This window comes from Flavobacterium sp. B114r, assembly GCF_056824125.1.
Genome location: NZ_CP124858.1, coordinates 5462322 through 5486676 on the forward strand (window position 1 = coordinate 5462322; position 24355 = coordinate 5486676).

Annotated in this window: 29 protein-coding genes; 16 read left to right on the forward strand and 13 right to left on the reverse strand. The window is 32.7% G+C overall.

What is annotated here, in order from left to right:
* Positions 1–49: 49 nt before the first annotated feature.
* From QLQ94_RS22695 to QLQ94_RS22705, 3 genes are all read right to left on the reverse strand, one after another.
* Positions 50–532, reverse strand: coding sequence for a hypothetical protein (locus QLQ94_RS22695; RefSeq protein WP_427402779.1), 483 nt, complete (start codon positions 530–532; stop codon positions 50–52).
* A gap of 152 nt (positions 533–684) precedes the next feature.
* Positions 685–1206, reverse strand: coding sequence for a DUF4251 domain-containing protein (locus QLQ94_RS22700; protein WP_427402778.1), 522 nt, complete (start codon positions 1204–1206; stop codon positions 685–687).
* 33 nt (positions 1207–1239) lie between these two features.
* Positions 1240–1677, reverse strand: coding sequence for an META domain-containing protein (locus tag QLQ94_RS22705; protein WP_427402777.1), 438 nt, complete (start codon positions 1675–1677; stop codon positions 1240–1242).
* A 210-nt stretch (positions 1678–1887) separates the two neighbouring features.
* Between QLQ94_RS22705 and QLQ94_RS22710 the strand changes: the two genes are divergently transcribed.
* Positions 1888–2415: a superoxide dismutase family protein gene (locus QLQ94_RS22710; protein WP_482498616.1), complete on the forward strand. Its 528-nt coding sequence runs from the start codon at positions 1888–1890 to the stop codon at positions 2413–2415.
* Between the two features lie 106 nt (positions 2416–2521).
* Positions 2522–3724, forward strand: coding sequence for an LETM1-related biofilm-associated protein (locus QLQ94_RS22715; protein WP_271338675.1), 1203 nt, complete (start codon positions 2522–2524; stop codon positions 3722–3724).
* Positions 3725–3757: 33 nt separating this feature from the next.
* Here QLQ94_RS22715 and can read toward each other — a convergent pair whose 3' ends face one another.
* From can to QLQ94_RS22735, 4 genes are all read right to left on the reverse strand, one after another.
* Entirely contained in the window at positions 3758–4396 is a 639-nt protein-coding gene (can, locus tag QLQ94_RS22720) for a carbonate dehydratase (protein WP_271338671.1), read from the reverse strand.
* Positions 4397–4513: 117 nt separating this feature from the next.
* Positions 4514–6166 (reverse strand): SulP family inorganic anion transporter, encoded by a 1653-nt coding sequence (locus QLQ94_RS22725; RefSeq protein WP_271338670.1) that lies wholly within the window; start codon positions 6164–6166, stop codon positions 4514–4516.
* An 81-nt stretch (positions 6167–6247) separates the two neighbouring features.
* Entirely contained in the window at positions 6248–6532 is a 285-nt protein-coding gene (locus QLQ94_RS22730; protein WP_271338669.1) for a hypothetical protein, read from the reverse strand.
* Positions 6533–6664: 132 nt separating this feature from the next.
* Positions 6665–7144 carry a Dps family protein gene (locus QLQ94_RS22735; RefSeq protein WP_271338668.1) on the reverse strand — a complete coding sequence of 160 codons (480 nt, stop codon included), beginning with the start codon at positions 7142–7144 and terminating at the stop codon, positions 6665–6667.
* A gap of 108 nt (positions 7145–7252) precedes the next feature.
* Between QLQ94_RS22735 and QLQ94_RS22740 the strand changes: the two genes are divergently transcribed.
* Complete coding sequence (locus QLQ94_RS22740; RefSeq protein WP_271338667.1) at positions 7253–8200, forward strand: LysR substrate-binding domain-containing protein; 948 nt, start codon at positions 7253–7255, stop codon at positions 8198–8200.
* A 27-nt stretch (positions 8201–8227) separates the two neighbouring features.
* Here the strand turns inward: QLQ94_RS22740 and QLQ94_RS22745 are convergent, their stop codons facing one another.
* A complete protein-coding gene (locus QLQ94_RS22745) occupies positions 8228–8425 on the reverse strand; it encodes a hypothetical protein (RefSeq protein WP_271338666.1) in 198 nt (65 codons plus the stop codon).
* A gap of 165 nt (positions 8426–8590) precedes the next feature.
* The gene (gene mnmC2, locus QLQ94_RS22750) at positions 8591–9256 is read right to left on the reverse strand and encodes a tRNA (5-methylaminomethyl-2-thiouridine)(34)-methyltransferase MnmC2 (protein WP_427403124.1); all 666 of its coding nucleotides are present in this window, start codon (positions 9254–9256) and stop codon (positions 8591–8593) included.
* A 310-nt stretch (positions 9257–9566) separates the two neighbouring features.
* Between mnmC2 and QLQ94_RS22755 the strand changes: the two genes are divergently transcribed.
* The 4 genes from QLQ94_RS22755 to QLQ94_RS22770 all read left to right on the forward strand — a co-directional run bounded on the left by QLQ94_RS22755 (position 9567) and on the right by QLQ94_RS22770 (position 12176).
* Positions 9567–10637 (forward strand): branched-chain amino acid aminotransferase, encoded by a 1071-nt coding sequence (locus QLQ94_RS22755; RefSeq protein ID WP_271338664.1) that lies wholly within the window; start codon positions 9567–9569, stop codon positions 10635–10637.
* 136 nt (positions 10638–10773) lie between these two features.
* Positions 10774–11133: a hypothetical protein gene (locus tag QLQ94_RS22760; protein WP_427403125.1), complete on the forward strand. Its 360-nt coding sequence runs from the start codon at positions 10774–10776 to the stop codon at positions 11131–11133.
* 39 nt (positions 11134–11172) lie between these two features.
* Positions 11173–11763: a Crp/Fnr family transcriptional regulator gene (locus tag QLQ94_RS22765; RefSeq protein WP_482498620.1), complete on the forward strand. Its 591-nt coding sequence runs from the start codon at positions 11173–11175 to the stop codon at positions 11761–11763.
* 56 nt (positions 11764–11819) lie between these two features.
* Positions 11820–12176, forward strand: a complete 357-nt coding sequence (locus tag QLQ94_RS22770) for a DUF4406 domain-containing protein (protein ID WP_482498622.1) — start codon at positions 11820–11822, stop codon at positions 12174–12176.
* A gap of 56 nt (positions 12177–12232) precedes the next feature.
* On the opposite strand, the gene QLQ94_RS22775 is transcribed toward QLQ94_RS22770, so the two are convergent.
* Positions 12233–12613, reverse strand: coding sequence for a nucleoside triphosphate pyrophosphohydrolase family protein (locus QLQ94_RS22775; protein WP_271338606.1), 381 nt, complete (start codon positions 12611–12613; stop codon positions 12233–12235).
* 82 nt (positions 12614–12695) lie between these two features.
* Between QLQ94_RS22775 and QLQ94_RS22780 the strand changes: the two genes are divergently transcribed.
* From QLQ94_RS22780 to QLQ94_RS22800, 5 genes are all read left to right on the forward strand, one after another.
* Complete coding sequence (locus QLQ94_RS22780; RefSeq protein WP_244860567.1) at positions 12696–12884, forward strand: hypothetical protein; 189 nt, start codon at positions 12696–12698, stop codon at positions 12882–12884.
* A 187-nt stretch (positions 12885–13071) separates the two neighbouring features.
* The gene (locus QLQ94_RS22785; RefSeq protein ID WP_427402420.1) at positions 13072–14265 is read left to right on the forward strand and encodes an SRPBCC family protein; all 1194 of its coding nucleotides are present in this window, start codon (positions 13072–13074) and stop codon (positions 14263–14265) included.
* Between the two features lie 62 nt (positions 14266–14327).
* Positions 14328–14870, forward strand: coding sequence for an RNA polymerase sigma factor (locus QLQ94_RS22790; protein ID WP_271338604.1), 543 nt, complete (start codon positions 14328–14330; stop codon positions 14868–14870).
* Between the two features lie 30 nt (positions 14871–14900).
* Positions 14901–15317, forward strand: a complete 417-nt coding sequence (locus QLQ94_RS22795) for a hypothetical protein (RefSeq protein ID WP_271338603.1) — start codon at positions 14901–14903, stop codon at positions 15315–15317.
* Positions 15318–15334: 17 nt separating this feature from the next.
* Positions 15335–15793: a sensor of ECF-type sigma factor gene (locus QLQ94_RS22800; protein ID WP_271338602.1), complete on the forward strand. Its 459-nt coding sequence runs from the start codon at positions 15335–15337 to the stop codon at positions 15791–15793.
* Positions 15794–15860: 67 nt separating this feature from the next.
* Here the strand turns inward: QLQ94_RS22800 and QLQ94_RS22805 are convergent, their stop codons facing one another.
* Positions 15861–16922 carry a WD40/YVTN/BNR-like repeat-containing protein gene (locus QLQ94_RS22805; protein WP_482498625.1) on the reverse strand — a complete coding sequence of 354 codons (1062 nt, stop codon included), beginning with the start codon at positions 16920–16922 and terminating at the stop codon, positions 15861–15863.
* Positions 16923–17041: 119 nt separating this feature from the next.
* On the opposite strand from QLQ94_RS22805, the gene QLQ94_RS22810 reads away from it, so the two are divergent.
* The 3 genes from QLQ94_RS22810 to QLQ94_RS22820 all read left to right on the forward strand — a co-directional run bounded on the left by QLQ94_RS22810 (position 17042) and on the right by QLQ94_RS22820 (position 21757).
* Positions 17042–18274, forward strand: coding sequence for a hypothetical protein (locus tag QLQ94_RS22810; RefSeq protein ID WP_427402423.1), 1233 nt, complete (start codon positions 17042–17044; stop codon positions 18272–18274).
* Positions 18275–18408: 134 nt separating this feature from the next.
* Positions 18409–20382 (forward strand): KUP/HAK/KT family potassium transporter, encoded by a 1974-nt coding sequence (locus QLQ94_RS22815; RefSeq protein WP_271338599.1) that lies wholly within the window; start codon positions 18409–18411, stop codon positions 20380–20382.
* A gap of 145 nt (positions 20383–20527) precedes the next feature.
* The gene (locus tag QLQ94_RS22820) at positions 20528–21757 is read left to right on the forward strand and encodes an RsmB/NOP family class I SAM-dependent RNA methyltransferase (RefSeq protein ID WP_271338598.1); all 1230 of its coding nucleotides are present in this window, start codon (positions 20528–20530) and stop codon (positions 21755–21757) included.
* A gap of 76 nt (positions 21758–21833) precedes the next feature.
* Here the strand turns inward: QLQ94_RS22820 and QLQ94_RS22825 are convergent, their stop codons facing one another.
* Together QLQ94_RS22825 and QLQ94_RS22830 are read right to left on the reverse strand one after the other, a co-directional pair.
* The gene (locus QLQ94_RS22825; protein ID WP_482498627.1) at positions 21834–22874 is read right to left on the reverse strand and encodes an AMP-binding protein; all 1041 of its coding nucleotides are present in this window, start codon (positions 22872–22874) and stop codon (positions 21834–21836) included.
* Between the two features lie 4 nt (positions 22875–22878).
* Entirely contained in the window at positions 22879–23814 is a 936-nt protein-coding gene (locus QLQ94_RS22830) for a CPBP family intramembrane glutamic endopeptidase (protein WP_427402425.1), read from the reverse strand.
* Positions 23815–23929: 115 nt separating this feature from the next.
* Between QLQ94_RS22830 and arsC the strand changes: the two genes are divergently transcribed.
* The gene (arsC, locus tag QLQ94_RS22835) at positions 23930–24274 is read left to right on the forward strand and encodes an arsenate reductase (glutaredoxin) (protein ID WP_427402426.1); all 345 of its coding nucleotides are present in this window, start codon (positions 23930–23932) and stop codon (positions 24272–24274) included.
* The last annotated feature ends 81 nt before the right edge of the window (positions 24275–24355 follow it).

Here is a 24355-nt window from a genome sequence, read left to right on the forward strand (position 1 = left end):
CGGCCAATACTTAAGTACTGGCCGTTTTTCTATTTACAGGAAAAGTTGATTAAACTTTTGATTTGTCTAATTCACCAATGAAAGGAATTGATTCGAGAATCTCAGCTCTAATTATGGTTTGCAAATACACTTCTAACTGAAGAAATTTAGCTGCATTTATTGCCCCAACTGCTTTTTTAGCCTGATTATAAGTTTTAGAGTATAATTTTTCATATCCTAAATGATTTTTCAAAGTTCCTTTTGCCAATTCATCTGCTTTTGCATCGGTCAGAGTAGCATAATTGACTGCATAATCATTAATAAGTTGAAATTTTGTTTGTCCAAGCGCTTTACGCTCGACTTCATAATTATCATACACTTTAGTAAAAGCTGCAGATTGCGTGTCAGACAAATTCATGTACTGTTTTACAAGATCACTTTTCGACTTACCATAAATACTTTGCAGAACATCTATATCTTCCTTAAACGAAGATTGAGCATAAGATGAAAACGAGGCAATTGCCATAATAAGAATAAGACTTAATTTTTTCATAGTTTTAAATTTTAATTTGTTACTAATTAAAGGATTCATGCATTATCAAATATACTAATTTTTCTGACAAAATATTTCAAGCTAAAAAACGAATATTTATAAAGAGACAGAATAAAACCATTAATTAGGGAATTCGCCCTTAAATAAAAAATTTATTTTTTAGTTTCTGCAGCTTTAGGAGCTTTAATTTCTCCATCATACGAGATTGATACCCGGTTATTGCTATTAACAGAAAGTGTTGCTCCACCATCAAAAAAGATAGAAAATATCAAATCATAAACATCATCTTTTCCTTTCACTGTTGCTCTCAAAGTATAATTTTTCTTTTTTTTCTCGACTTTTATATTTTCCGGAACACCTTCAAATTTTATTCCCCCGTCTCCACCATAAGGAACATTAAATGCACGTCCGAAAAATGGCAAATCACAAGTTGTTTTCTCTGTATTGAAATTTAAGAAGTAGCTGTTATTATTAAGAATAATTAATCTGCCGCCTTGCGGATTAACTTTTTGCGCTTCGAAAACAAAGTTTTTAGAATCAATCAAAGCTTCAATTTCGCTTTGCTTCTTAAGGTCACTTTCTGCCTTTAATTCTTTCTTCGTTTTTTGCTGTGCATAAACAGGAGCAGCTAAAAGGCATACTAACACTAATAAAAGCGATAATTTAGTTTTCATAAATATATTTTTATAGAATAAAAAAAGAAAATATTATTTTTTTGTAAATCGCATCATGGCAATATCTCCGGAAATAAAGTTTAAAGTTTTTCCGTCATCTGTAACATCATACGAAGTTATTTTTTGCAGCGTACTCATAAAAACCTGCTCTCCTTGCTGCGCATCCATACACATCATTTTGGTCATAGCCATTGGCTGCGTAAAATCAATTTTATTGCCGGTTACAACAAGTTTTCCTGTAAAAGAGTTACAACTACTATTTCCTGAAACCTGATTTTCTTTTACATTAAAATTTATGGTTGGTTTTTTGTTTGGATATAAACCATCAAAAGCAATTCTTGGACCGCTGATATAATTGAGCTCCCACGTTCCGTCGAGTTTAGAAACGGAATCATTTTTTTGAGTTTTAGTAGCATTACATGAAATTAAGGCAACTCCTAAAAAAAGCAAAACTAAAATATTCTTCCTCATAATTTTATATATTAAATTAAAAAATAATAAACATTTATTTATAGAATTTTGAATTTGAGGTTATACGAAATTACGCAATAATTTCTGGTTGTTTACTTAAAGAGGTATTAAATTACAACCAATAGTTTTGGATTTTTTTAACGATTAGGGTTAATCAATGTCGGAATTTTATGTTAAATTTACTTAATCTTTAATTTAAAAGCCTCACACATGAAAAAAATAATTGTTTCTTTCGCTATAATTACGGCCTTAATAGTTGGTTGTAAGACTAGTACAAAATCAAGTGACAGCAAAACGCTGACTATCGCCCTGGAACCAAAAAGCAATAGTACTGTTGCAGGAACAGCTACTTTTACGGAGAAAAATGGTAAAGTAACATTTGTTGCAAAAATGTCTGGATTACAACCTGGAGTTCACGCTATACACATTCACGAGAAAGCAGATTGTAGTTCTGCGGACGGAAGTTCTGCTGGCGGACACTGGAATCCAACTTTCAAAAAACACGGAAAATGGGGTGTTGCAGAATATCATAAAGGTGATATTGGAAACTTTACCGCTGATACAAAAGGTAATGGATCTATAACATTAACTACTGACGAATGGTGCATTGGTTGTGGTGATGAGACTAAAGACATTCTTGGAAAAGGTTTAATTGTACATCAGGGAACTGATGATTTTACAACTCAGCCTACCGGAAATGCCGGCGGAAGAGTAGCTTGCGCAGGAATCATCAAGTAAAAAAACAAATAACCACTATTTTTCACAAAAATCTAGTGGTTATTTTATTTAAAATATATCCTAAAACGAGAAAAAGATATAGCTTTGCAGCTATAAATAAAAGTTAATGATTAACCCATCAGCATCAGGTTGGATAGACAAGTTTTTTAGCGAACAAAAGTTCTCAGAAGCAATTCCTTTTGAAACTACGGATTCGTTTTACTATAAAGTCAGAGAAACCGGTTTTATTTATGGACATATCATTACTATTGATTCCCGAATTCCAATTCCTATAAAAGGCTGGTTTAAAACCGAAATTTCTAAAGTTGCCCTATTAAATACTTTATACGGCGTTTTTTGTTTAGAAAAAAGAACATTTGAACCTACTGTTTTTATTACCGCAGTTTTAAAATTCTACAACGAAATGAATCCGGAAGGATTTAATCTCTTCAAAATTTTACTTCCAAAAGATACCCCTTCCCTATCTTTAGAAAACATAATCGATCAAAGGGTTCAGACCAATGATAGTATTATCAGTAAAAACTTTTCGCACTTAGTAACCAATGCCCTTTTGTTTATTGATGTCCTGGCTTTCAGACAATATCTGGAACATGGTGCAATTCCTGAAAAGTATCTAAAACGAATCGAAGAAACTGTTCTTGGTATTGTTGCTTTGGCTTTAAAAACCAAAACGATCAAATCGCAACACGATGATTTACTGATTAAACTTTTTGAAGCTTCGATACGTTATTCAAAATTTTCAAAAGTTACTGTTGATACCCTCGAAACATTACAGCTTGATTATTTTAGTAATAAACTCGAACAATATTATTTAATCGACATGGCCGGAATGGCTTTATGGAGCGATGGTGTTGTAGAAAATGAAGAGTCTTACTTTTTATATTCATTGGGATCAATGATGAATGTTTCTGATGATTTTGTAACCAAAAGTATTGATACAACCAATAGCTTTATTACCACTCATAAAAAGAAAATTCCATATTTTAATTATTCTAATCCGGTAAAACACTTTTACGATCAAATGACGCACAGCGTTGTAAAATTGATTGTAAGAAACAAAAACAGACTGGTTAAGGAAATTATACAGAGTAAGGAATTAATGATCCTGCTGGCTTACTCTACAACAAGAGATCTGGATGCCAAGGAAAAAAAGAAAGTAAAAAAACAACTCTTAGATATTTGCAAAACGATTCCGTCACTGACCATATTCTTACTTCCGGGCGGAAGTTTATTATTACCGATACTGATCAAGTTTATTCCAACTTTATTACCATCGGCCTTTAATGAAAATCTAGACGAAAACGAATAAAAAAAATCGCCCTTTTGAGGCGATTTTTTAATTTTATAGATTACTTAGTTGATAAACATCATCTAATTCATCATTCGAAGCGATATTTACATTCAAATCGGTTACAAAACCTGAATTCAAACCGTAAACCCAACCGTGAAGCATTAATTCCTGGCCATTTTTCCAGGCACTTTGTACAATTGATGTTTTAGCTAAATTATATACTTGCTCTTTAGCATTGATTTCAACAAAAGCATTAAAACGTTCTGTTTCATCTTCAATCGAATTTAGGTATTTGTCATGCAAACGATATTCATCTTTGATGTGGCGAATCCAGTTATCGATAATTCCAACAGACATATTGCCCATTGCAGCTTTTACACCACCACAACCGTAATGTCCGCAAACAATAACATGTTTTACTTTTAGAACATTTACAGCATAATCCAGAACACTCAGCATATTCATATCAGAGTGTACGACCATATTGGCGATATTTCTGTGTACAAAAACTTCTCCAGGTTTCGCACCAATAATTTCATTTGCAGGAACACGACTATCAGAACATCCAATCCATAATAATGGTGGAGTTTGTCCTTTCGCCAAATCCGCAAAATAATTAGGATCTAATGCTAATGATTTTTCAACCCACTCCTTATTGTTTTCTAATAATTGCTTATAAAACTCTTTCATTTTTTTGTTTTTTGAATGGTATTTCTAAATGCTTAAACATATTAAAAATAACTTTACTGTAAAGTTATCTAATTTTTAATACTTCTCACACTTGAGAAATACCTTAATTAATATAATTTATTTAAAATCTTCTTTTACGGTTTCTTTTTGGACTAATGCTCTTTTGGCAACATCATAATAGTGCTCAATCGAAACGTGATTGCTAAGATCCGGAGAGTTCTCAAGCTCATAAGCTTCTTTAAAACCTTTTAGCTTCACTTTTATGTTTGCATCAATCGCTCGTGTTTCTTTAAATTCACGAATCAAATCCAGAACATCATGTGCAATGTACTCTGTATCCTGAGCATTAATTACTACTTTAGAATTTTCAGGAATCTCATTTAATGTCAATTTTATAGCAGCTTTGTTCAAAAACGAAACTTCTTGTGCTAAATCGATATGGATAACATCTCCATCTTCGTACTCTTCTTTCTTGAAGCTGTACGCTCTTTTTAAGTTTCCTCTCAATACAAAAATGACACTAATTACAATTCCTAAAGCAACTCCTTTAAGTAAATCTGTTGCTACTACAAATACTAGTGTAGCAACGAAAGGGATGAATTGGTATTTTCCTTTTTCCCAGAAATGTTTGAATGTTGCAGGTTTTGCTAATTTATATCCAACCAAAATTAAAACGGTTGCTAAAGTTGCCAATGGAATTTTGTTTAAAAGTGTCGGAATAGCCAAAACACTTAACAATAAAAGCACTCCGTGAATAATAGCTGACATTTTAGATTTTGCTCCTGCATTATTATTTGCAGATGATCTAACCACAACTGATGTCATTGGTAAACCTCCTAAAAGTGAACTTAACATATTACCAATACCTTGTGCCCTAAGCTCAACATTTGTATTCGTATAACGTTTTTGAACATCCATTCTGTCAGCAGCTTCAATACAAAGTAATGTTTCAATAGAAGCAACAATGGCAATTGTTATAGCAACTACCCAAACTTGCGGATTTGTAACAGCAGCAAAGTTTGGTGTAATCAGAATAGATTTAAATTCATCAAAAGATTTTGGAACTGGCAATGAAACCAAATGTTCTTTTGCAATTGCCAATGAGCTTCCTGTAGCAAGAAAAAATTCGTTTAAAGCTATACCAAGGATAACAGCAACAAGTGCTCCCGGAATTAATTTTAATTTCTTTAAAAAAGAAACCTTATCCCAGGAAATTAATATAATAAGCGAAACAAGCGAAATTACTACCGCTCCTAAGTGAATGTGTTTTAAAACATCAAATAAAAACGAAAATGAGTTACTTCCGTCACTTTGTACAAAAGCCTGATCGCCTTCAAAATCTGCATCATAACCAAAAGCGTGAGGCAATTGTTTGAGGATAATAATGATCCCGATCCCCGCTAACATACCTTCGATAACATTTGTTGGAAAATAATTTGAGATACTTCCGGCCTTTAAAAATCCTAATGCTAATTGAATTAATCCAGCAATAAAAACAGACATTAAAAACACATCAAAAGCACCAAAATCAGTAATAGCGGTCAAAATAATAGCTGTTAACCCAGCTGCTGGTCCCGATACACTAATGTGTGACTGGCTTAAATAACCTACCACAATACCACCAATGACACCCGAGATAATTCCAGAAAATAAAGGTGCTCCAGACGCCATTGCGATACCTAAACACAAAGGCAGAGCCACCAAGAAAACCACTAAACCTGAAGCAAAATCAGATTTAAGGTTGGCAAAAAGATTGATTTTTTTTGTCATAATACAATACTAAAAAAATTATTCATTAAAGATTTACCACATTTAATCAAAAATGCAGTGAGTTCAAAATAATCGGAAGTATTATACTAAGTTGGGAGGTGGAGCAAAAATGCTCGGAGAAATATTGTCAAGTTTTACAATATTTTCAGATACTATAGTCTTTTTTTCAATATAGACAGGCATCATAACTTCATGGTGAAGTATTGCCGGATAAACAGCAGCCTTAAGTTCTTTGTGTGAATGCTCCTCTTCAGCAAAACTGAAAAACATAGACCTATCATTGCTTTCCTTTATCACCGTTACAATAGTTGGGGTAGATAAGAAAGCAATAAATATGAATAATAATATGCGAGCAACTAATTTCATTGGAGCAAAAATAGTGTTAAACAAATAAAATCAAAGCTTCAGGGCTAAAATTTTATACAAATTTAACAATCATAAAAAAACAGAATGACACTTAAGCATCATTCTGTTTATATTTGACTCAAAAGCAACCTATTACAATTCCTCTTCTAACCAGGCTCTCATCATCCAGATTGTTTTTTCCTGTTCAGCGATAAAGTCACTCATCATAGAATTAGTACCTTCATCACTTATTTCATCTGATTGTTTCAGAATTTCTCTTTCTATTTTTAATAAATCAGATAATGAATTTACAATTAAATGAACTGCTTTTTCATCATTTGAAATATTCTTTCCAACAGTTAATTTATTATTTTGAATATAATCTTCAAATGTATGTAAAGGAGTTCCTCCAATTGTCAGGACTCTCTCTGCGATCATATCAATTTTTAATTGGGCATCTGTATACAATTCTTCAAATTTTACATGTAAATCAAAGAAACGTTTACCACGAATATTCCAATGTATTCCTCTTAAATTTTGATAATACACCTGGAAATTTGATAACAGAATATTTAATTCCTTTACTAACAGTTCAGACTCTTTTACAGGTAAACCTAAAATATTTGTTTTCATAGTTTTTCGTTTTATAATATGTTTACTACAAATTTAAGATAAGTTCTTTAAAAATGACATAAAAAAAAATTATATTTTCTTATTTTTGCATCACAAAATACTATCAAAATGACAATTACTCAATTACAATATGTGTTAGCTGTTGCCGAGCACAAAAATTTTACTCTTGCTGCCGAAAAATGTTTTGTTACACAACCTACATTAAGTATGCAAATTCAAAAAATTGAAGAAGAACTTAATATTTTAATTTTCGACAGAAGCAAAAAACCAATCCAACTTACAGATATCGGTCAAAAAATTGTCAATCAGGCGAAGAATATTGTAAATGAAGCTGACAGAATTAAAGATATAGTAGAGCAGCAAAAAGGTTTTATTGGAGGAGAATTCCGTCTAGGGATTATCCCGACCATCATGCCAACTCTTTTGCCGATGTTTTTAAATAATTTCATTAAGAAATATCCAAAAGTAAAACTCCTTATTGAAGAGCTGAATACTGATGAAATTATTCTGAAATTAAAAAACGGTCATCTAGATGCTGCAATTGCTGCAACGCCGCTTGAAGATGAAAAAATAAAAGAAATTGTTTTATATTTTGAGCCATTTGTCGCCTATATCCCGGAACATCACGCAAGTTTTCAAAAAGAAGAAATAGAAGTTTCTGATTTAAATCTAAATGAAATTTTGCTTTTGCAGGACGGACATTGTTTTAGGGATGGTATTTTGAATTTATGCAAAAACGGCTCTGATACCGACCAGAATAATTTCCAGATACAAAGCGGAAGCTTTGAAACCCTGATAAAATTAGCCGATGAAGGTTTAGGCACAACGCTATTGCCGTACCTGCATACCTTAGACTTAAAAGATTCCGACAAACTGAAACTACGAAACTTTAAGGAACCAAAACCTGCCCGTGAGGTAAGTTTAATTTACCCAAAGAGCGAATTAAAAATGCAAATCATTGATGCTTTAAGATCTACAATCGCCGGAGTCGTAAAAGGAGCCATCGTTTTCCAGAACGTTCAAATAATTAGTCCGCTACAACAGAAACAAAAATAGAAAAAGGAGCCAATTGGCTCCTTTTTGTTATACTTTGATTAGTAGTAAACTTTGTTTTAATTCCGGTTTCTCAATAATAAAATTCATCAACCATTCTTGCAATTGTTCCATCTCGTATGGTAACAGTGTTTTGATAGCTTTTTCTAATTCTTTGCAGAAAAGTATCGGATCGAAACTTACTCTCTCAAGTATTGATTTCGTGTAATCAAACATTAATTTTGACATAATAAAATAAGATTTTCGGGGGTTATCATTATTTTTAAACTCGCACAAATTTAATCAAATATCATTCATAAGCACTTCTTTTAACTTATTTTTTTAAAAACTTTGGCAACGAATACGTTTTCTTAATATACATAAATCAATATAGAACGATTCTAAACAACTCATTTAAACCTTTTTAAAGGCTCGAAACATTTCACGTTTCCCCGGAGGACCTGCCAATTTTTCTACCGTAAATCCAACTTCGATCATACTTCTTTTAACAACTCCCCGGGCTGCATAAGTTACAAGAACTCCGTTTGGTTTTAAACTATTGTACATTTTCTGAAAAATTTCCGTACTCCACAACTCTGGCTGCACACGATATCCGAAAGCATCAAAGTAAATCAAATCAAAAATTTCGAAATCGTCTATTTCATCAAAAAATTGTTTTCTTTTAGTTAACGAAAAATCGCTGCTAATTTCTATTTTCTGATTCCACTCGCTTTCGTGCATTTTTTCAAACACACCTTTATATTGATCCGCTTCTAATTCTGAGACATAATTCATTTCCAGAACTTCCTTTGCTTCTACCGGGTATGCCTCTACCCCAACATAATCGATTGGCTGTTTTTTGTAAACAGATTCTAAAAAAGTAATAAAAGCATTTAGACCTGTTCCAAAACCAATTTCGAGGATACTAACCGGATTATTGTCAAATAATGAAAGTCCGTTTTTTATAAATACATGCTTTGCTTCCTGAATTGCACCATGTTTTGAATGATAACACTCATCCCATTCCTGCAAATGAATTGTCGTTGAGCCATCTAGCGTTTTTATTATTTCTCTTTTCACTTTTCTACGAATTTACAATCTGATTTTGGTGGTATTCACAGTATTTTGCGAGCCAAAATTAGTCAAAACAAATACGTAAAGCCTTAAAAAACGGTTGTTTTTTCATAAATTCTTTATAAAACTGTCTTAATTTTTTCACTTTATTATAAGATAAATAAATCTCAGTTAAAAGGCATAAATAATGCAGTTTTACTAAGTAAATTACATATTTTTACTTAATTTTGCATTCAACAAATTCTATTTCACACCAAATCATTACTTTAGAATCTTTCTATTGCAATGAGAATTACATAAAAAACTTTACATAATTATGAGTACAACTCAAACAAGCAAAATTGAAATCAGAAAAGCAACTTCGTCAAAAATAAGCGGAGTAGACTTTCAAAACTTAAGCTTTGGTGCTGTTTTTACAGACCATTTATTCGAATGTGATTTTAAAAACGGAGAGTGGCAAAATCCTGTCATTAAGCCTTACGCTCCAATTTTAATGGATCCTTCTTCGAAAGTCTTTCATTACGGGCAAGCTATTTTTGAAGGTATGAAAGCTTACAAAGATGACAATAATGACGTTTGGTTGTTCAGACCTGACGAGAACTTCAAACGTTTTAATAATTCTGCAATTCGTATGGCAATGCCAGAAGTTCCAGAAGCAATTTTCATGGATGGTTTGAATGAATTATTGAAAATTGATCAGGAATGGGTTCAAAAAGGAAACGGAAGCAGTATGTACATTCGTCCTTTTATGATTGCTACAGGCGCTGGTGTTGTTGCAAATCCTTCTGACGAATATAAATTCATGATTTTACTTTCTCCTGCACAATCTTATTATGCCGGCGAAGTAAAAGTAATTATTGCTGAACATTACAGTAGAGCTGCAAACGGTGGAATTGGAGCTGCAAAAGCTGCAGGAAACTATGCTGCACAGTTTTACCCAACTAACTTAGCAAACAAAGATGGTTTTCAACAAATTATCTGGACAGATGATGCAACACATACAAAATTAGAAGAAGCGGGAACAATGAACGTTTTCTTTAGAATTAACGATACTTTATTGACTGCTCCAACAAGCGAAAGGATCCTTGATGGTATTACCAGAAAAAGTTTGCTTACTATGGCAGAAAAAGAAGGTCTTAAAGTAGAAGTTCGTCCTGTTATCGTTTCAGAATTAGTAGAAGCTGCTAAAAACGGATCTCTAAAAGAAATCTTCGGAGCTGGAACTGCTGCAGTTATAAGTGTTATCAAAGGTTTCTCTTACCAGGATGTTTATTATGAAATGACTCCGATTGAGAATTCATATGCTTCTCTTTTAAAAGAAAAACTAACAAGCCTTCAAAATAAACTTTCTGAAGATACTTTTGGCTGGACTGTAAAAGTGCAATAAATAGTCATAAATAAGCAAAAACAGAAACTTCAGATATTAATATTATCTGAAGTTTTTTTTTACAGCATCATTTAATACAGAACATTATTTGTCCTAAAAATACTCATATATTTATAAAATATTACACTAATAAATAATGAGAAATCTAAAATATAACTTTGAGTATTTTTGCTTCCCTATTTGGATAGAACAAGATAATGAAAATCCAATTTATGAAAATATTAGCTTAGACACTTTACCGATTAGCAACCATTTAAAAAATGAAATAAAGGAATTAGAAAACATTTACCAGTCAAAATATAATGACGATTACCCTCCTGACTCTTATGAATTTGACTTAATAGAAGAAATAATCTGTATTAACAGAGTAATTTTATCTGGAAAATTACTGAACGAAGAAATCAGAAATTATTACAATTTAATTTTTGATTTTGATTATTGGAACAAGAGATATAACGAACTTCTAAGTAAATATGCAAAAACAGATAAAACTTAAATCATCCAATAGAACAAGCTCTTGAAACTCCATCAAAGAATGACTCAAAATCTGATTTTACAAAATATTGCTAAACATATTTCGCTTGACGAAAATGAAATCTCTTATTTTCTTTCGATTTTAAAAGAAAAGAAATACCCTAAAAAGAGCATTGTTTTGAAAGAAGGGGAAATATGCAGAACAATAAATTTTGTACAATCCGGAACTTTAAGGGCATTCTACAGAAATCCCGCCGGAAAAGAATCAACAATCATGTTCGCCATTGCTGACTGGTGGATTACAGATATGTCTTGTTTTATTAATCAACAGCCTGCAATGCTGAATATCGAAACTATCGAAGAAAGCCACATATACCATTTGCAAAAAGAAGATCTGGATGATTTGTATCTTAAGATTCCAAAATTTGAACGTTTTTTCAGGATAATAATGCAAAATGCTTACATAAGAGAACAATTGCGAGTGATTCAAAATCTATCGCTAACAGCAGAAGAACGTTATTATATATTTCTGGAGAAGTACCCACAAGTTGCAAAACAAGTTACTCAAAAACAAATTGCTTCGTATTTAGGAATCACTCCTGAGTTCTTAAGTATGATACGCGCCAACAAAAACAAACAGGCATTTTCTTAAACTACATTATTTTTTTGCTGTGATATCTTTACGTGCTTTGTAAAAAAGAAACAGATATGCTTATACTTATTGCAGGACCTTATCGCGGCGGCACAAATGACGACCCGAAACTAATTCAACAAAATTTAGAAAAACTAGAAGCTGTAGCGCTTCCTTTATTCAGAATGGGACATTTACCCGTAATTGGCGAATGGCTTGCATTACCACTACTCCATATAGCCGGCTCAAAACAAATTGGCGATAGTGCCTGGGACGAAATACAATATCCTGTTGCTCATCGGCTTTTAGAAAAATGCGATGCAGTTCTTCGTCTCGAAGGCGAATCGAAAGGAGCAGACAATGATGTTAGAATTGCAGAAGAAAGAGGTTTGAAAATTTATTATCGTTTAGAAGACATTCCAGATGCAGAGTAATTAAAACAAAAACATCTAATAGATTTTACCATCTATTAGATGTTTTGCAATTTACTTTATAGTAATTTAGAAAAATCCGGCTTAAAATAGTTTGGCCCTTTCATTACTTTTCCGTCTTCTCTGTAAATTGGTTGTCCGTCTTCGCCAAGTTTACTCATATTACTACGCTGAATTTCATCAAAAACAGCTTCAATTTTTTCCTGTAGTCCGTGCTCTATGATCGTACCACACAAAATATACATCATATCTCCAAGAGCATCAGCGATTTCAACCAAATCATTATTCTGAACCGCTTCAAGATATTCTTCGTTCTCTTCTTTCATTAAATTATAACGAAGTATTTTTTTAGATTCACCCAAATCAGCAATTGGTGTTTGACTGTGACCTATTTTAAAAGCAGTATGAAACTCCGTAACTGCATCAAGTTGTTTCTTCATGATATTATTTACTTAAATGAGATGCCAAATTAGCAACTATTCATATACAATTCTCTAAATTTGTAAAAAATAATTTTTTACTATGTTTAGTCAAGGACAATTAATATTCGCACTCTGTTTTTTTATTGCATTTGTAATCGTAATGATATTCGCTTACCGAAAAGACCTCGCATTACATAAAATTTTCTACAAAGGAAATTATAAAGTATTAATTGCTTTCCTGATCTTTATTGCTCTTTTATTTGTAATCAAATTTTACTTTAAAAGATAGTTTCAAAAAATATTTCTATATTTAGAACACGTATTTCTTAAAGCTGCATAATTAAACCTGACTAAAAACGTTTTATTTAAAGCTTTTTTTGATCAAAATAATTTCACAAAGTGTACTTTTATTGTTGCACGAGTAATGCGACTAGTAATAAAATTTATAACTTTACGACACAAAATCACCGACTCCAATGAAGATTCTAAAATATATATTCCTACTATTATTATTAAGTTTAGTTGCCCTAACCGTTTTTGTTGCTACCCAAAAAGGGATTTTTTCTGTTGAAAGAAGCAAAGTGATCAATTCGCCAAAAACAACGGTTTACAATTATATAAATGATTTTAGAAATTATGAAGATTTTGAGTCGTGGTCAGTAGCTGATCCTTCAATAAAAATGACATTCCCTAATAAAACAGCCGGAAATGGTGCTTCGTATTATTGGACCGGATCTGAAGGAAATGGAAATGCAATTACTCTAAAAACGAAAGAAGGGGAAAGCATTCAGCAAAAAATGAAATACGACGGTACGGAAGCAGATGTTAACTGGACGTTTAAAGATACTCTGGGCGGAAAAACTAAAGTTACCTGGAAAGCAAGCGGAACTATGAGTTTCCTATTTAAAGTTTACACTGCTCTTAACGGAGGTTCCGACAAAGTCATTGGAACTATTTACGAAAAAAGCCTTGCAAATATTGACAAAAACCTGGATTACGAAACCAGAACTTTTGCAGTTGAAATGAATGGAGTGGTAAAGAAAACTGAAACACCGTATATTGGACAGACGTTTACAAGTGAAATTCAGAAAGTAAGCAAGAATGCCAGAATTGTAATCCCGAAACTTATCGAGTTTAGCCAAAACAATGGCTTAACTGCCAACGGAAAACCATTTATTATCTACCACACCTATAACACAGCAACGGGATTAGCCAAAATTTCTATTTGTTTGCCTACAAACAAGGAAATCATGACAACATCAGGAAGCGATATTTCAGGCGGAACATTAAATGGCTTCGAAGGCGTAAAAACAACTCTTAAAGGTGATTACAGCCACATTAATGAAGCAATTACAAAAACCAACAACTTCATAAACAAAGAGAAAATTACACCGGATTTAAGCTGGTCACATCTTGAGATCCTGACTATTAGCAAGCTAGATGTAAAAAGTCCGTCTAAACTAACGACTGAAGTTTATTACCCAATACAGCCTAAAGTTGTTCCGGTTGCTAAAACTCCTGTTTACAGAACAGATGTTGAACCAACTTATCCGGAGCCAACAGAAGCAGATCCTTCAGAGGCACCAAAAACGGCGCCTAAACTAGCTCCAAAACCAAAACCGACTCCAAAACCAGCTCCAAAAACAGAAGAAGAACAGTCAGAATTCTAAAATAATCATGACCGATTAAACCTTTTGTTTAAATTTCATTCTAATAAGATAAATCAAAAAATTTGACAGACGAGAAGGAGTTTATACAACAATTATTAAATCCTAAGACGCAAAATACAGCGTTTCAAAAACTCCTGTCTGATTATCAGAAACCATTGTATTCTCATATTCGAAACATCGTTTTGAATCATGATGATACAGATGATGTTTTGCAAAATACTTTTGTAAAAGTTTTTCAGTATTTAAAAAATTTCAAAGGAGAGAGTAAACTTTTCTCCTGGATGTACCGAATTGCAACCAATGAGGCTTTGACTTTTTTAAATCAAAAAGCAAAACTAAGCGGATTAACTTCTGAAGCATTACAAAATAAAACCATCGACAATCTGAAAGCTGATGTTTATTTTGATGGTGATGAAATACAGATAAAACTTCAAAAAGCTATCGTGACCTTGCCGGAAAAACAGCAATTGGTTTTTAAGATGAAATACTTTGAAGAATTAAAATATGAAGAAATTTCTGAAATCCTAGGGACTTCAGTTGGCGCATTGAAAGCATCTTATCATCATGCTGTAAAAAAAATTGAAATATATGTTACATCAAATTAAACCTTTTGTAACTAAAACTATCTTATAGATATGAAAGCATTTAAATTAGAAAACGAACCGAAGATAACAACTGGATTTAAAGCTCCGGAGCATTACTTTGATGATTTTTCGGAAAAAATTTTACAACAGCTAAAAGACAAAAAAGAAGTAAAAGTAATTCCGATTTATAAACGTAAAAAGGTTCTTTCACTACTTGCCGCAGCTGTAGTTGTTATTGCATTAATGATCCCTATAGTTAACAACTACAATAACACTTCTAAAGATCTTGACGAAGACACTTTAGAGACCTATTTATCCTATCAGTCGAATTTAAATCAATATGATTTAATTAAGGAATTGGATACTAAAGACATCGACAAGCTTAACAAAAATGTTGCCCTTGAACAGGAAACACTCGAAGATATCTTGGCTACAAACCCAAATCTTGAAAATTTAATTTCAGAATAAAATAAAAATATCAAAAGATGAAAATTAAAAATATACTACCGATAATTCTTTTCTTTTTCACTTTATCATTTTATGCACAAAGTGACAAAACAGATGAAAAGCGAGAAAAAATTAAGGCTTATAAAGTTTCTTTTTTAACTACAGAATTAGAACTGACCTCGACAGAAGCGGAGAAATTCTGGCCTATTTATAATGCATATGACGATAAACAATATGAATTGCGTCATGAAAAAATGAAAACTTATCTACGCAAATTAGATGATGACAACATTACTTCAATGTCAGAAAAAGATGCAGCGTTGCTTTTATCACAAATAGAAAGTACTGATAAAGAATTATATCTTTTACGAGACAAGTATACCAGCAATTTGAAAAAGATATTATCAGCAAAGAAAATATTAAAGCTTAAAAAATCTGAAGATGATTTTAATCGTAAATTATTAAAACAATATCGGGATAAAGCAGGCAAAAGCTAATATCAAAAAGAACAACAGCGATGAGGACCCTATATAATAATACTTACTTTATTATTTAGGGTTCTTGTTATTTAAAACGGATTCTGATTACTTTATTATGACCTGCAGCAATTGCCGTATTTCTATTGACAAAGCGAATAGTAAAAAGTTTTAAATCTGTTGATAATTGAGTCCAGTTTTCGCCGCCGTTCTGAGAATACTGAATCCCTTCAGAACCAACGCAGATAATTTCTTTACCATTTCCGCCCGGAACGTATTGTACGCATGATGCATATCCAAAACCCATTTCCTGGCCTATTAACTTCCAGGTATTTCCACCATCAGTTGTAAAAGCTTTATTATCTGTTTTTTTATTTGGAAGCTCATAATCACCTCCCGCAACAAATCCGTGTTTAGCATCATAAAAATCGGCTGTAAAAATACCCGTCATTGCTTTTCCCTGAACAATTGGCGTTTCAATTACTTTCCATGTTTTTGCTTTATCAGGAGAATAAAAAACGCGCGCTTTTTTTCCTCCGGAAACCAGCCAGGTATCATTTCCTTTTATAACAATATTCGAATTACTTGCTGCAAAAGCGGCTTCGCCCTCAGCGTTTGTAGGTAATTTATCTGAGAGTATTTTTGTCCAGGTTTCCCCTCCGTCACGTGTTACAATAATCGAAAAAGTATCTTCTGTCGGGTCACCAATTGCGATTCCCTCCTTATCATTCCAAAATTGCATACTATCGTAAAACACCTTCGGGTTAACTTCCTTATAAACTAATTTAACTTTTTGCGTTTTTTTAGAAACCTGATAAAGCAGTGCAGGATTTCCTACACTCAATAAAAAAACACTTTGAGAATTTTGCGCAATGCTTCTAAATTCTAAGTTTAAAGTATCACGATAAATACGGTCTTCAAACTTCTCTTTTTTATCTAAATCATAATAGCCAAAACGGGAATTATCAGCTCCGTACCAGATTTTATTCTTATCAATTACGATCGCTCTGATACTAATTTTATCCTGAAATAAAGTATCTATTTGTATGGAAGTAAAACCTCCCCATAACGACTTTTTATCATTATGATTCAGCGCTTTAAAAGACATCAACAAAATCAAAGCACCGAAAAACAATATTACTTTTCTCATATATAGTAGGTTTTTTTGTTGCTAAAATACAATTATTTATAACATATAAAATAAGTTCTGTTCTTTTTTCTGGCACAGTAATTGGATATCTCAGAATATTAATCTTAATATGATTTAAAATGAAAACTAAACTACTTTTTATAGCCCTGCTAACATTAGGTTTTAGTTCTGTATCTGTACAGGGACAAACTACTGTTTATGCAAAAAATTCAGATATAAGCGATAACTTAGACTTAAGAGCTGTAGCGTCTATGTTTGGGGAATCAGCGAATCTTCAGGATTTTGAAAGACGTTTGAACGATCCCAAATACCAGATCTCAAATCTTGATTTAAACGGTGATGATCAGGTTGATTATTTACGAGTAATCGAATCTGTAGAAAACAGAACTCACGTTGTAATTATTCAGGCTGTTTTAGATCGCGATGTATATCAGGACATTGCAACGATAGATGTAGAAAGAGACAATTATAATAAAGTTAGCGTACAGGTTGTAGGTAACACCTACTTATACGGGGCCAACTATATTTATGAGCCGGTTTACAGTGTAACTCCTGTGATCTACAACTCGTTCTGGGTAACAAATTACAGACCTTATTACTCAACATGGACATGGAATATATATCCTACTTACTATGCCGCATGGAGACCTTACCCAATTTACAGATACAGAAACAATATTAATGTTTGTATCAACGTAAACAATCATTACAATTATGTAAGCACAAGAAGAAGTTACAGAGCTCCTGTTTTATACGAATCTAGACGCACATATGGCTACGAAACAAGACGTCCTGATTATAGCTTTGCGCAAAGACATTCTAACGTATCAAACAGATATGATCTGGATCAAAGACGTGTAGCAAGCAGAGATTATAACAGAACTCAAAATACTTACAACACTAACAGAACAAGTACAGGAAGAGTTTCATCTACGGATGACAGAACTCCAAACAGAAATTACACTGAAAACAGAAACAGTACTGACAGAAGCTACAACACCAACCGTACATCTTCTGCCAGCAGAGATAATTCTTCAAATGTAAATAATCCTGTAAGAGTTGAAAACACTCCAAGAACAGAAAACAGAAGAGATTACAGTCAAAATAATGCGAATGTTTCAAGAGAAAGTTCACAAAACATGAATACCAATAGAGGTTCTGCTACTCAAAGAACAGAAACTCCAAGAAGTTATTCAGAAAACAGAGGAAGTTCTGAGAACAGATCAAGCTCAGCAAGAACTCAAAACACACAACGTTCTGAGTCTCCAAGAGCCAGTCAGGAATCAAGAAGCAGCCAGCCACAAAGAGAAAGCGGATCTGGTTCAAGAAGCGCCGGAGGAAGAAGAGGTTAATATTAATTTCGCATTTATAGATAAAAAACTAAAGCACAATTTAACGATTGTGCTTTTTTTTATCTTTTTAATTATAATTGACTCTAATTTGTTTTAAAACAGTAAATTTGCAACCGTCTTTTATAAAAACATACATGAGCGCATCGCATAAAAACTTACACAGTAAGTTGTCTATAGGGGGTTTATTGATAACATTAGGGATTATTTATGGAGATATCGGTACTTCTCCATTATATGTAATGAAAGCCATACTTGGTGATTACGCCATAAACGCTGACATTGTTCTGGGTGGAATTTCATGTGTTTTTTGGACCTTGACCTTACAAACTACCATAAAGTATGTCCTTATTACTTTAAGCGCTGATAATCACGGCGAAGGCGGTATTTTCGCCTTGTATGCCCTGGTCAAAAAAACGAAAATTCAATGGCTTATTGTACCCGCCATTATTGGAGGAAGTGCTTTGCTTGCCGATGGAATTATAACCCCGCCCATTTCGATATCATCAGCTGTAGAAGGAATTAGAGCGTTTTATCCTACAATGAAAACTGAGACGATTGTTTATATCGTAATCGGAATTCTATTTATTCTATTTACCATACAACAATTTGGAACCAAGCTAGTTGGAAAGTTTTTTGCTCCAATGATGTTAATTTGGTTTGCCATGTTGGGAACTCTGGGAACTATACAAATTATAACTCATCCTGAAGTAATAAAAGCAGTAAACCCTTACTACGCTTACCATTTATTATCTATTCATCCTGACGGTTTCTTCGTGCTTGGTTTTGTGTTTTTATGTACTACAGGTGCTGAAGCGTTATACTCTGACATGGGGCACTGCGGAAGAAAAAACATTAGAATAAGCTGGATTTTTGTAAAAACAACTTTAGTTCTGAACTACTTTGGTCAGGCAGCTTATTTAATTCACCATGAAGGAAGTACATTGCAACAACTAGGTGGAGAGAACGGAAACCCTTTCTATTTGATTATGCCGCACTGGTTCCTTCCATTCGGGATTGTAGTAGCAACTTTGGCTGCAGTTATTGCTTCTCAGGCACTTATCAGTGGTTCATTTACTTTGATAAACGAAGCAATGCGATTGAATTTCTGGCCAAAAGTAAAAATCAAATATCCTACAGAAGTAAAAGGACAATTGTATATTCCGTCAATCAACTGGTTATTGTTTTTTGGTTGTGTTGGAATCGTTTTACACTTCGAAAAATCAGGAAATATGGAGCATGCCTATGGTCTTGCTATCATTTTATGTATGATCATGACTACTATCTTACTTAATTATTATCTGATAATGAAAAGAGTAAAATTGTATTTGATGGTACCACTTATCACAATTTATTTATTGATCGAATTCAGTTTCTTAATTGCTAACATTACCAAATTTGCAGAAGGTGGTTATGTAACGTTAATCATTGCAATGATTTTGATTTCGATTATGACAATTTGGTATCTGGCCAAAAGAATTAATAAAAGCTATACCAAAATCATCAAAATCGACGATTATAAGAAGGTTTTAATGGAATTGAGCGAAGATTTATCTATTCCTAAATACGCTACACACCTGGTTTACATGACTAATGCGAATCGTGTGGATGAATTGGAGGAAAAAGTAATCTACTCAATATTACAAAAACGTCCTAAAAGAGCTGATATCTATTGGTTTGTACACGTAAACATTTTGACTGAGCCTTATAAAACTCAATATAAAGTTACTGAGATTGCGAAAGATGACATTTATAGAATCGATTTTAATTTAGGATTTAGAGAACCTACCAAAATCAATTTAATGTTTAGAGAAGTAATTCGTGACATGGTAAAACGTGGCGAAGTAGATATTACGAGCCGTTACGAATCATTGAATAAAAACAATATTATTGGTGACTTTAAATTTGTATTGTCTGAAAAATTCCTTTCGAATGACAATGATTTAAGATGGCACGAAAACATTATAATGAACTCTTATTTCTTTATTAAGAAACTAAGTTTATCTGAAGAAAGAGCATTTGGTCTGGACAGTAGTTCTGTAAAAATAGAAAAATTCCCAATGGTACTTCACGCTCCGGAAAATATCGGATTGACGAGAATTATAAAATAAATCAATTCTAAAACACATTCAAAAACACTCTTTTAAACATTATTAGAGTGTTTTTTTCTTTTTAAAGGGAAGTTAAAATAACATTCATAATTAAAAATTTAACTTTCAATCAATTAATAGTACCTTTGCAACTCAAATAATTAAAATGAGATTACACAGAAATTTAGTTTATACTACCATCGATTCTTTAAATGCAATTTTCAATGAAGGAGAATATGCAGACAAAGTGGTAGCAAGAGCATTAAAAAAAGACAAACGTTGGGGAAGTTCTGACAGGAAGTTTGTTGCTGAAACGATATACGAAATTGTTCGTTGGAAACGATTATACGCAGAAATTGCCGAAGTAAAAGAACCTTTCGACAGAGAGAATCTATGGAGAATGTTTGCCGTATGGGCAGTTTTAAGAGGTTATCCTATTCCGGATTGGAAACAACTGGAAGGAACTCCTGAAAGAAAAATAAAAGGACGTTTTGATGAACTTTCTAAAGTTAGAGCACTTAAAGAATCTATTCCGGACTGGATGGATGAATTGGGCGTAAAAGAACTTGGCGAAAAAGTTTGGGCTACAGAAATTGCAGCTCAAAATCAACCTGCAAAAGTTATTTTAAGAACCAATACACTTAAAGGAACTAAGGAAAACCTAAGAAACACGTTGATGGATTTGAATATTGAAACAGAATATTTAAAAGATCAACCTGAAGCTTTAGTCTTAAAAGAAAGAGCAAACGTATTCTTAACTGACGCTTTTAAACAGGGACTTTTTGAAGTTCAGGATGCAAACTCACAATTGGTGGCCGGTTTTCTTGATGTAAAACCAGGAATGCGTATCGTTGATACATGCGCAGGAGCAGGAGGAAAAACATTGCATATTGCTTCTTTAATGGAAAATAAAGGACAATTGATTGCAATGGATTTGTATGAAAGCAAACTAAAACAATTAAAATTAAGAGCTAAAAGAAATGGTGCTTTTAATATTGAATACAGAATTATTGACACAACAAAAGTGATCAAAAAATTACACGAAAAAGCAGATCGTGTATTAATTGATGCGCCTTGTAGTGGTTTAGGAGTTCTAAAAAGAAATCCTGATGCTAAGTGGAAATTAAAACCTGAGTTTATTGATAATATCCGAAAAGTACAGGCAGAAGTTTTAGAAAGTTATTCTAAAATTGTAAAACCAGGCGGAAAATTAGTATACGCAACTTGTTCTGTTTTACCATCTGAAAATCAGGAGCAAATAGAAAAATTCTTAAAAACTGAAATCGGAAAACAATTTACGTTCATAAAAGACCGTAAAATTTTAGCTTCAGAATCAGGTTTCGACGGATTTTATATGGCGTTGTTAGAACGTAAAAATGCTGTAATTGCTGAATAACATATAAATTATATTTTAAAAAATCCCAAATTCCAATTTTACAATTGCAATTTGGGATTTTTATTTTGGGAATACCTTAAACTAAACTTGGTTTACGCAATAACTTCCCATTCTCGTTTTCCTTAAATTTTGGAACAAAAACAATTTCTTTCGGTTTTTCGTATTTATCCAGAACATCAAAAAAGTCCGCAGCAAATTCTTGCTTTTCTCCTTCGATAACCAAAATTAATTTTTCTCCTAAAATAGTATCAGGAACTCCCGTAACAAAGAATCTATTCGTTATCTTGTTAATTAATTTCGCTTCTATCTGTTCGGGAATTAACTTCACTCCTCCACTATTTACAACATTGTCGATTCTTCCCAGAAAAATAAATTGATTTTCTCTTACTAAATCGACCAAATCATTGGTTACAATAGGCTCATCAGAAATACTCGCCAATTTAATAACCAAACATCCCCGATCATCCTGAGCAATCTTTACATTAGGCAAAACAGTAAAAACATTTTCTCCTACCTTTCTCGCAGCGATATGAGTAATCGTTTCAGTCATACCATAAGTTTCATAAACTTCTGTCTTTAATGGTAAAACTTTTTCTTCGAGAGCAGCATCCATTTTTGCCCCTCCCACAATTAATTTCTTTACATTTTTTAAGGCCGCAATAGAATTATGAACCTGTAAAGGCACCATTGCAACAAAATCATATACTTTATCATTAAATGCTAATGGTTGCGTACTTGGCTCTGTAATATCCAACTCAAGACCTAAAATTAAGCTTCGAACCAGCATCATTTTACCGGCAATAAACTTTACAGGCAAACAAAGTAAAGCCTTGTTTCCTGGCTCTAATTCAAAAAAATCTCCCGTAGCCAAAGCCGATTGAATCATGGCTTGTTTTTCTAATTGCACCAATTTAGGAAGCCCGGTTGTTCCGGAAGTTCTCAATTCGATATAATCCTTATCATCGAACCAATCGAGTAAAAACTCTCCTATCGCCTGCTCGTTGCCATCACCTTCTTTTATATAATCATAAGCAACACGGCGCACCTCGTCTGCGTTTAAATGAAATCCATCTATTTTAAAATAATTATGGACATTTTTGTGTGTTAATTTTGACATATTATTATTGATTTGAAATTTCTACAACATTTATTTTACCTGTTAATTTTTCTTTCCAATTAGTCCAATTGTATTTTTTACTAAAGATAAATAGTAAAATAGGATAAATCACTACAACCGGCAATATAACATCCAGACCCGCTGAAGGTTCTGACATATCTTTGAAAAGGGAATGTGTCTGAAAAACAGACCAATCTGAAGTAACCAATATAGCGCCAATCAAATTATTTGCAGCATGAAACCCTAATGCCAATTCTATTCCTTCATCCATAAGAGTGATGATACCTAAAAACAAGCCGGTTCCTATATAATAAACCATTATAACGTAACCCATTTTTTCAACTTCAGGATTAAAAATGTGCATCGATCCAAAGATGATCGATGTCATCAACAACGGAAACCATTTGTTTAGTGCCAAATTAGCAAATCCCTGCATCAAATATCCTCTAAAAACATATTCTTCTGTACTCGTTTGTATTGGTATTAATATCGCCCCAATAACAACCAAAATCAAAAACGGAACCGGTTTAAAATTCCAGATAAAATTTTCGGGAGAATTAAAATACACAACCAGAAAACTTATTAATGTAAAGAAAGACCATAAAAGGAATGAAAAACCAATACGTTTCCAATCTACTTTTTTTCTAGATGTCGTAACCGATAAAAATGTTTGATGATGCAAATACTTCACCACAAAATAAATTCCCAAAAGTGCAAAAGCAAAAGAAATCATTACCAAAAACAAGGTAAGATTAGGTTCGAATATTTTCATAACAGCAGCATTGTCTGTTGGAAAATCCTCTTTCTTGACAATACTTTTATACAATACTGCAATCGAAAAAGGAATTTGACCAATAAACGATGCGATAATAATCAAAACTGATCCTATAAGATATAGCCAAAATTTATTTTGAGGTTTAATTCCTTGTTCTAAAAACATATTTATAATAATTTAAAAATGAGAATTCGATTTAATAAGTAAACCTTATTTTTGCTCTTGCTAAAATACCTAATTTTAGTTTAATTATCTTACAACATATTTTAAATATCTCAAAATGATACAAATTTACCATAATCCACGTTGCGGCAAATCCAGGAACTGTCTGGCATTCATAGAACAAACAAATCAGGAATATCAAATTATTCCGTACCTGACAGAAACCCCAACTTTTAATGAGCTAAAAGAAGTTCTTAAAAAGCTTAATCTCGAACCTCTTGAATTAGTCCGAATCAAAGAAAAAATCTGGATCGAAAACTATAAAGGAAAAGAACTAAGTAACGATCAGATTATTCAGGCTATGATTGATAATCCAATTCTGATCGAACGTCCAATTGTTGTAAAAGACGGAAAAGCTATTATTGGAAGAGACCCTGATCTTGTAGCGGCTTTTTTAGACTGATTATAAAGAATCAAATTAACATATTTTTGTGATTTCCCTCTTTAAACCAAAAGGTACATTTGTGGTCTAAAATAAAAAGAA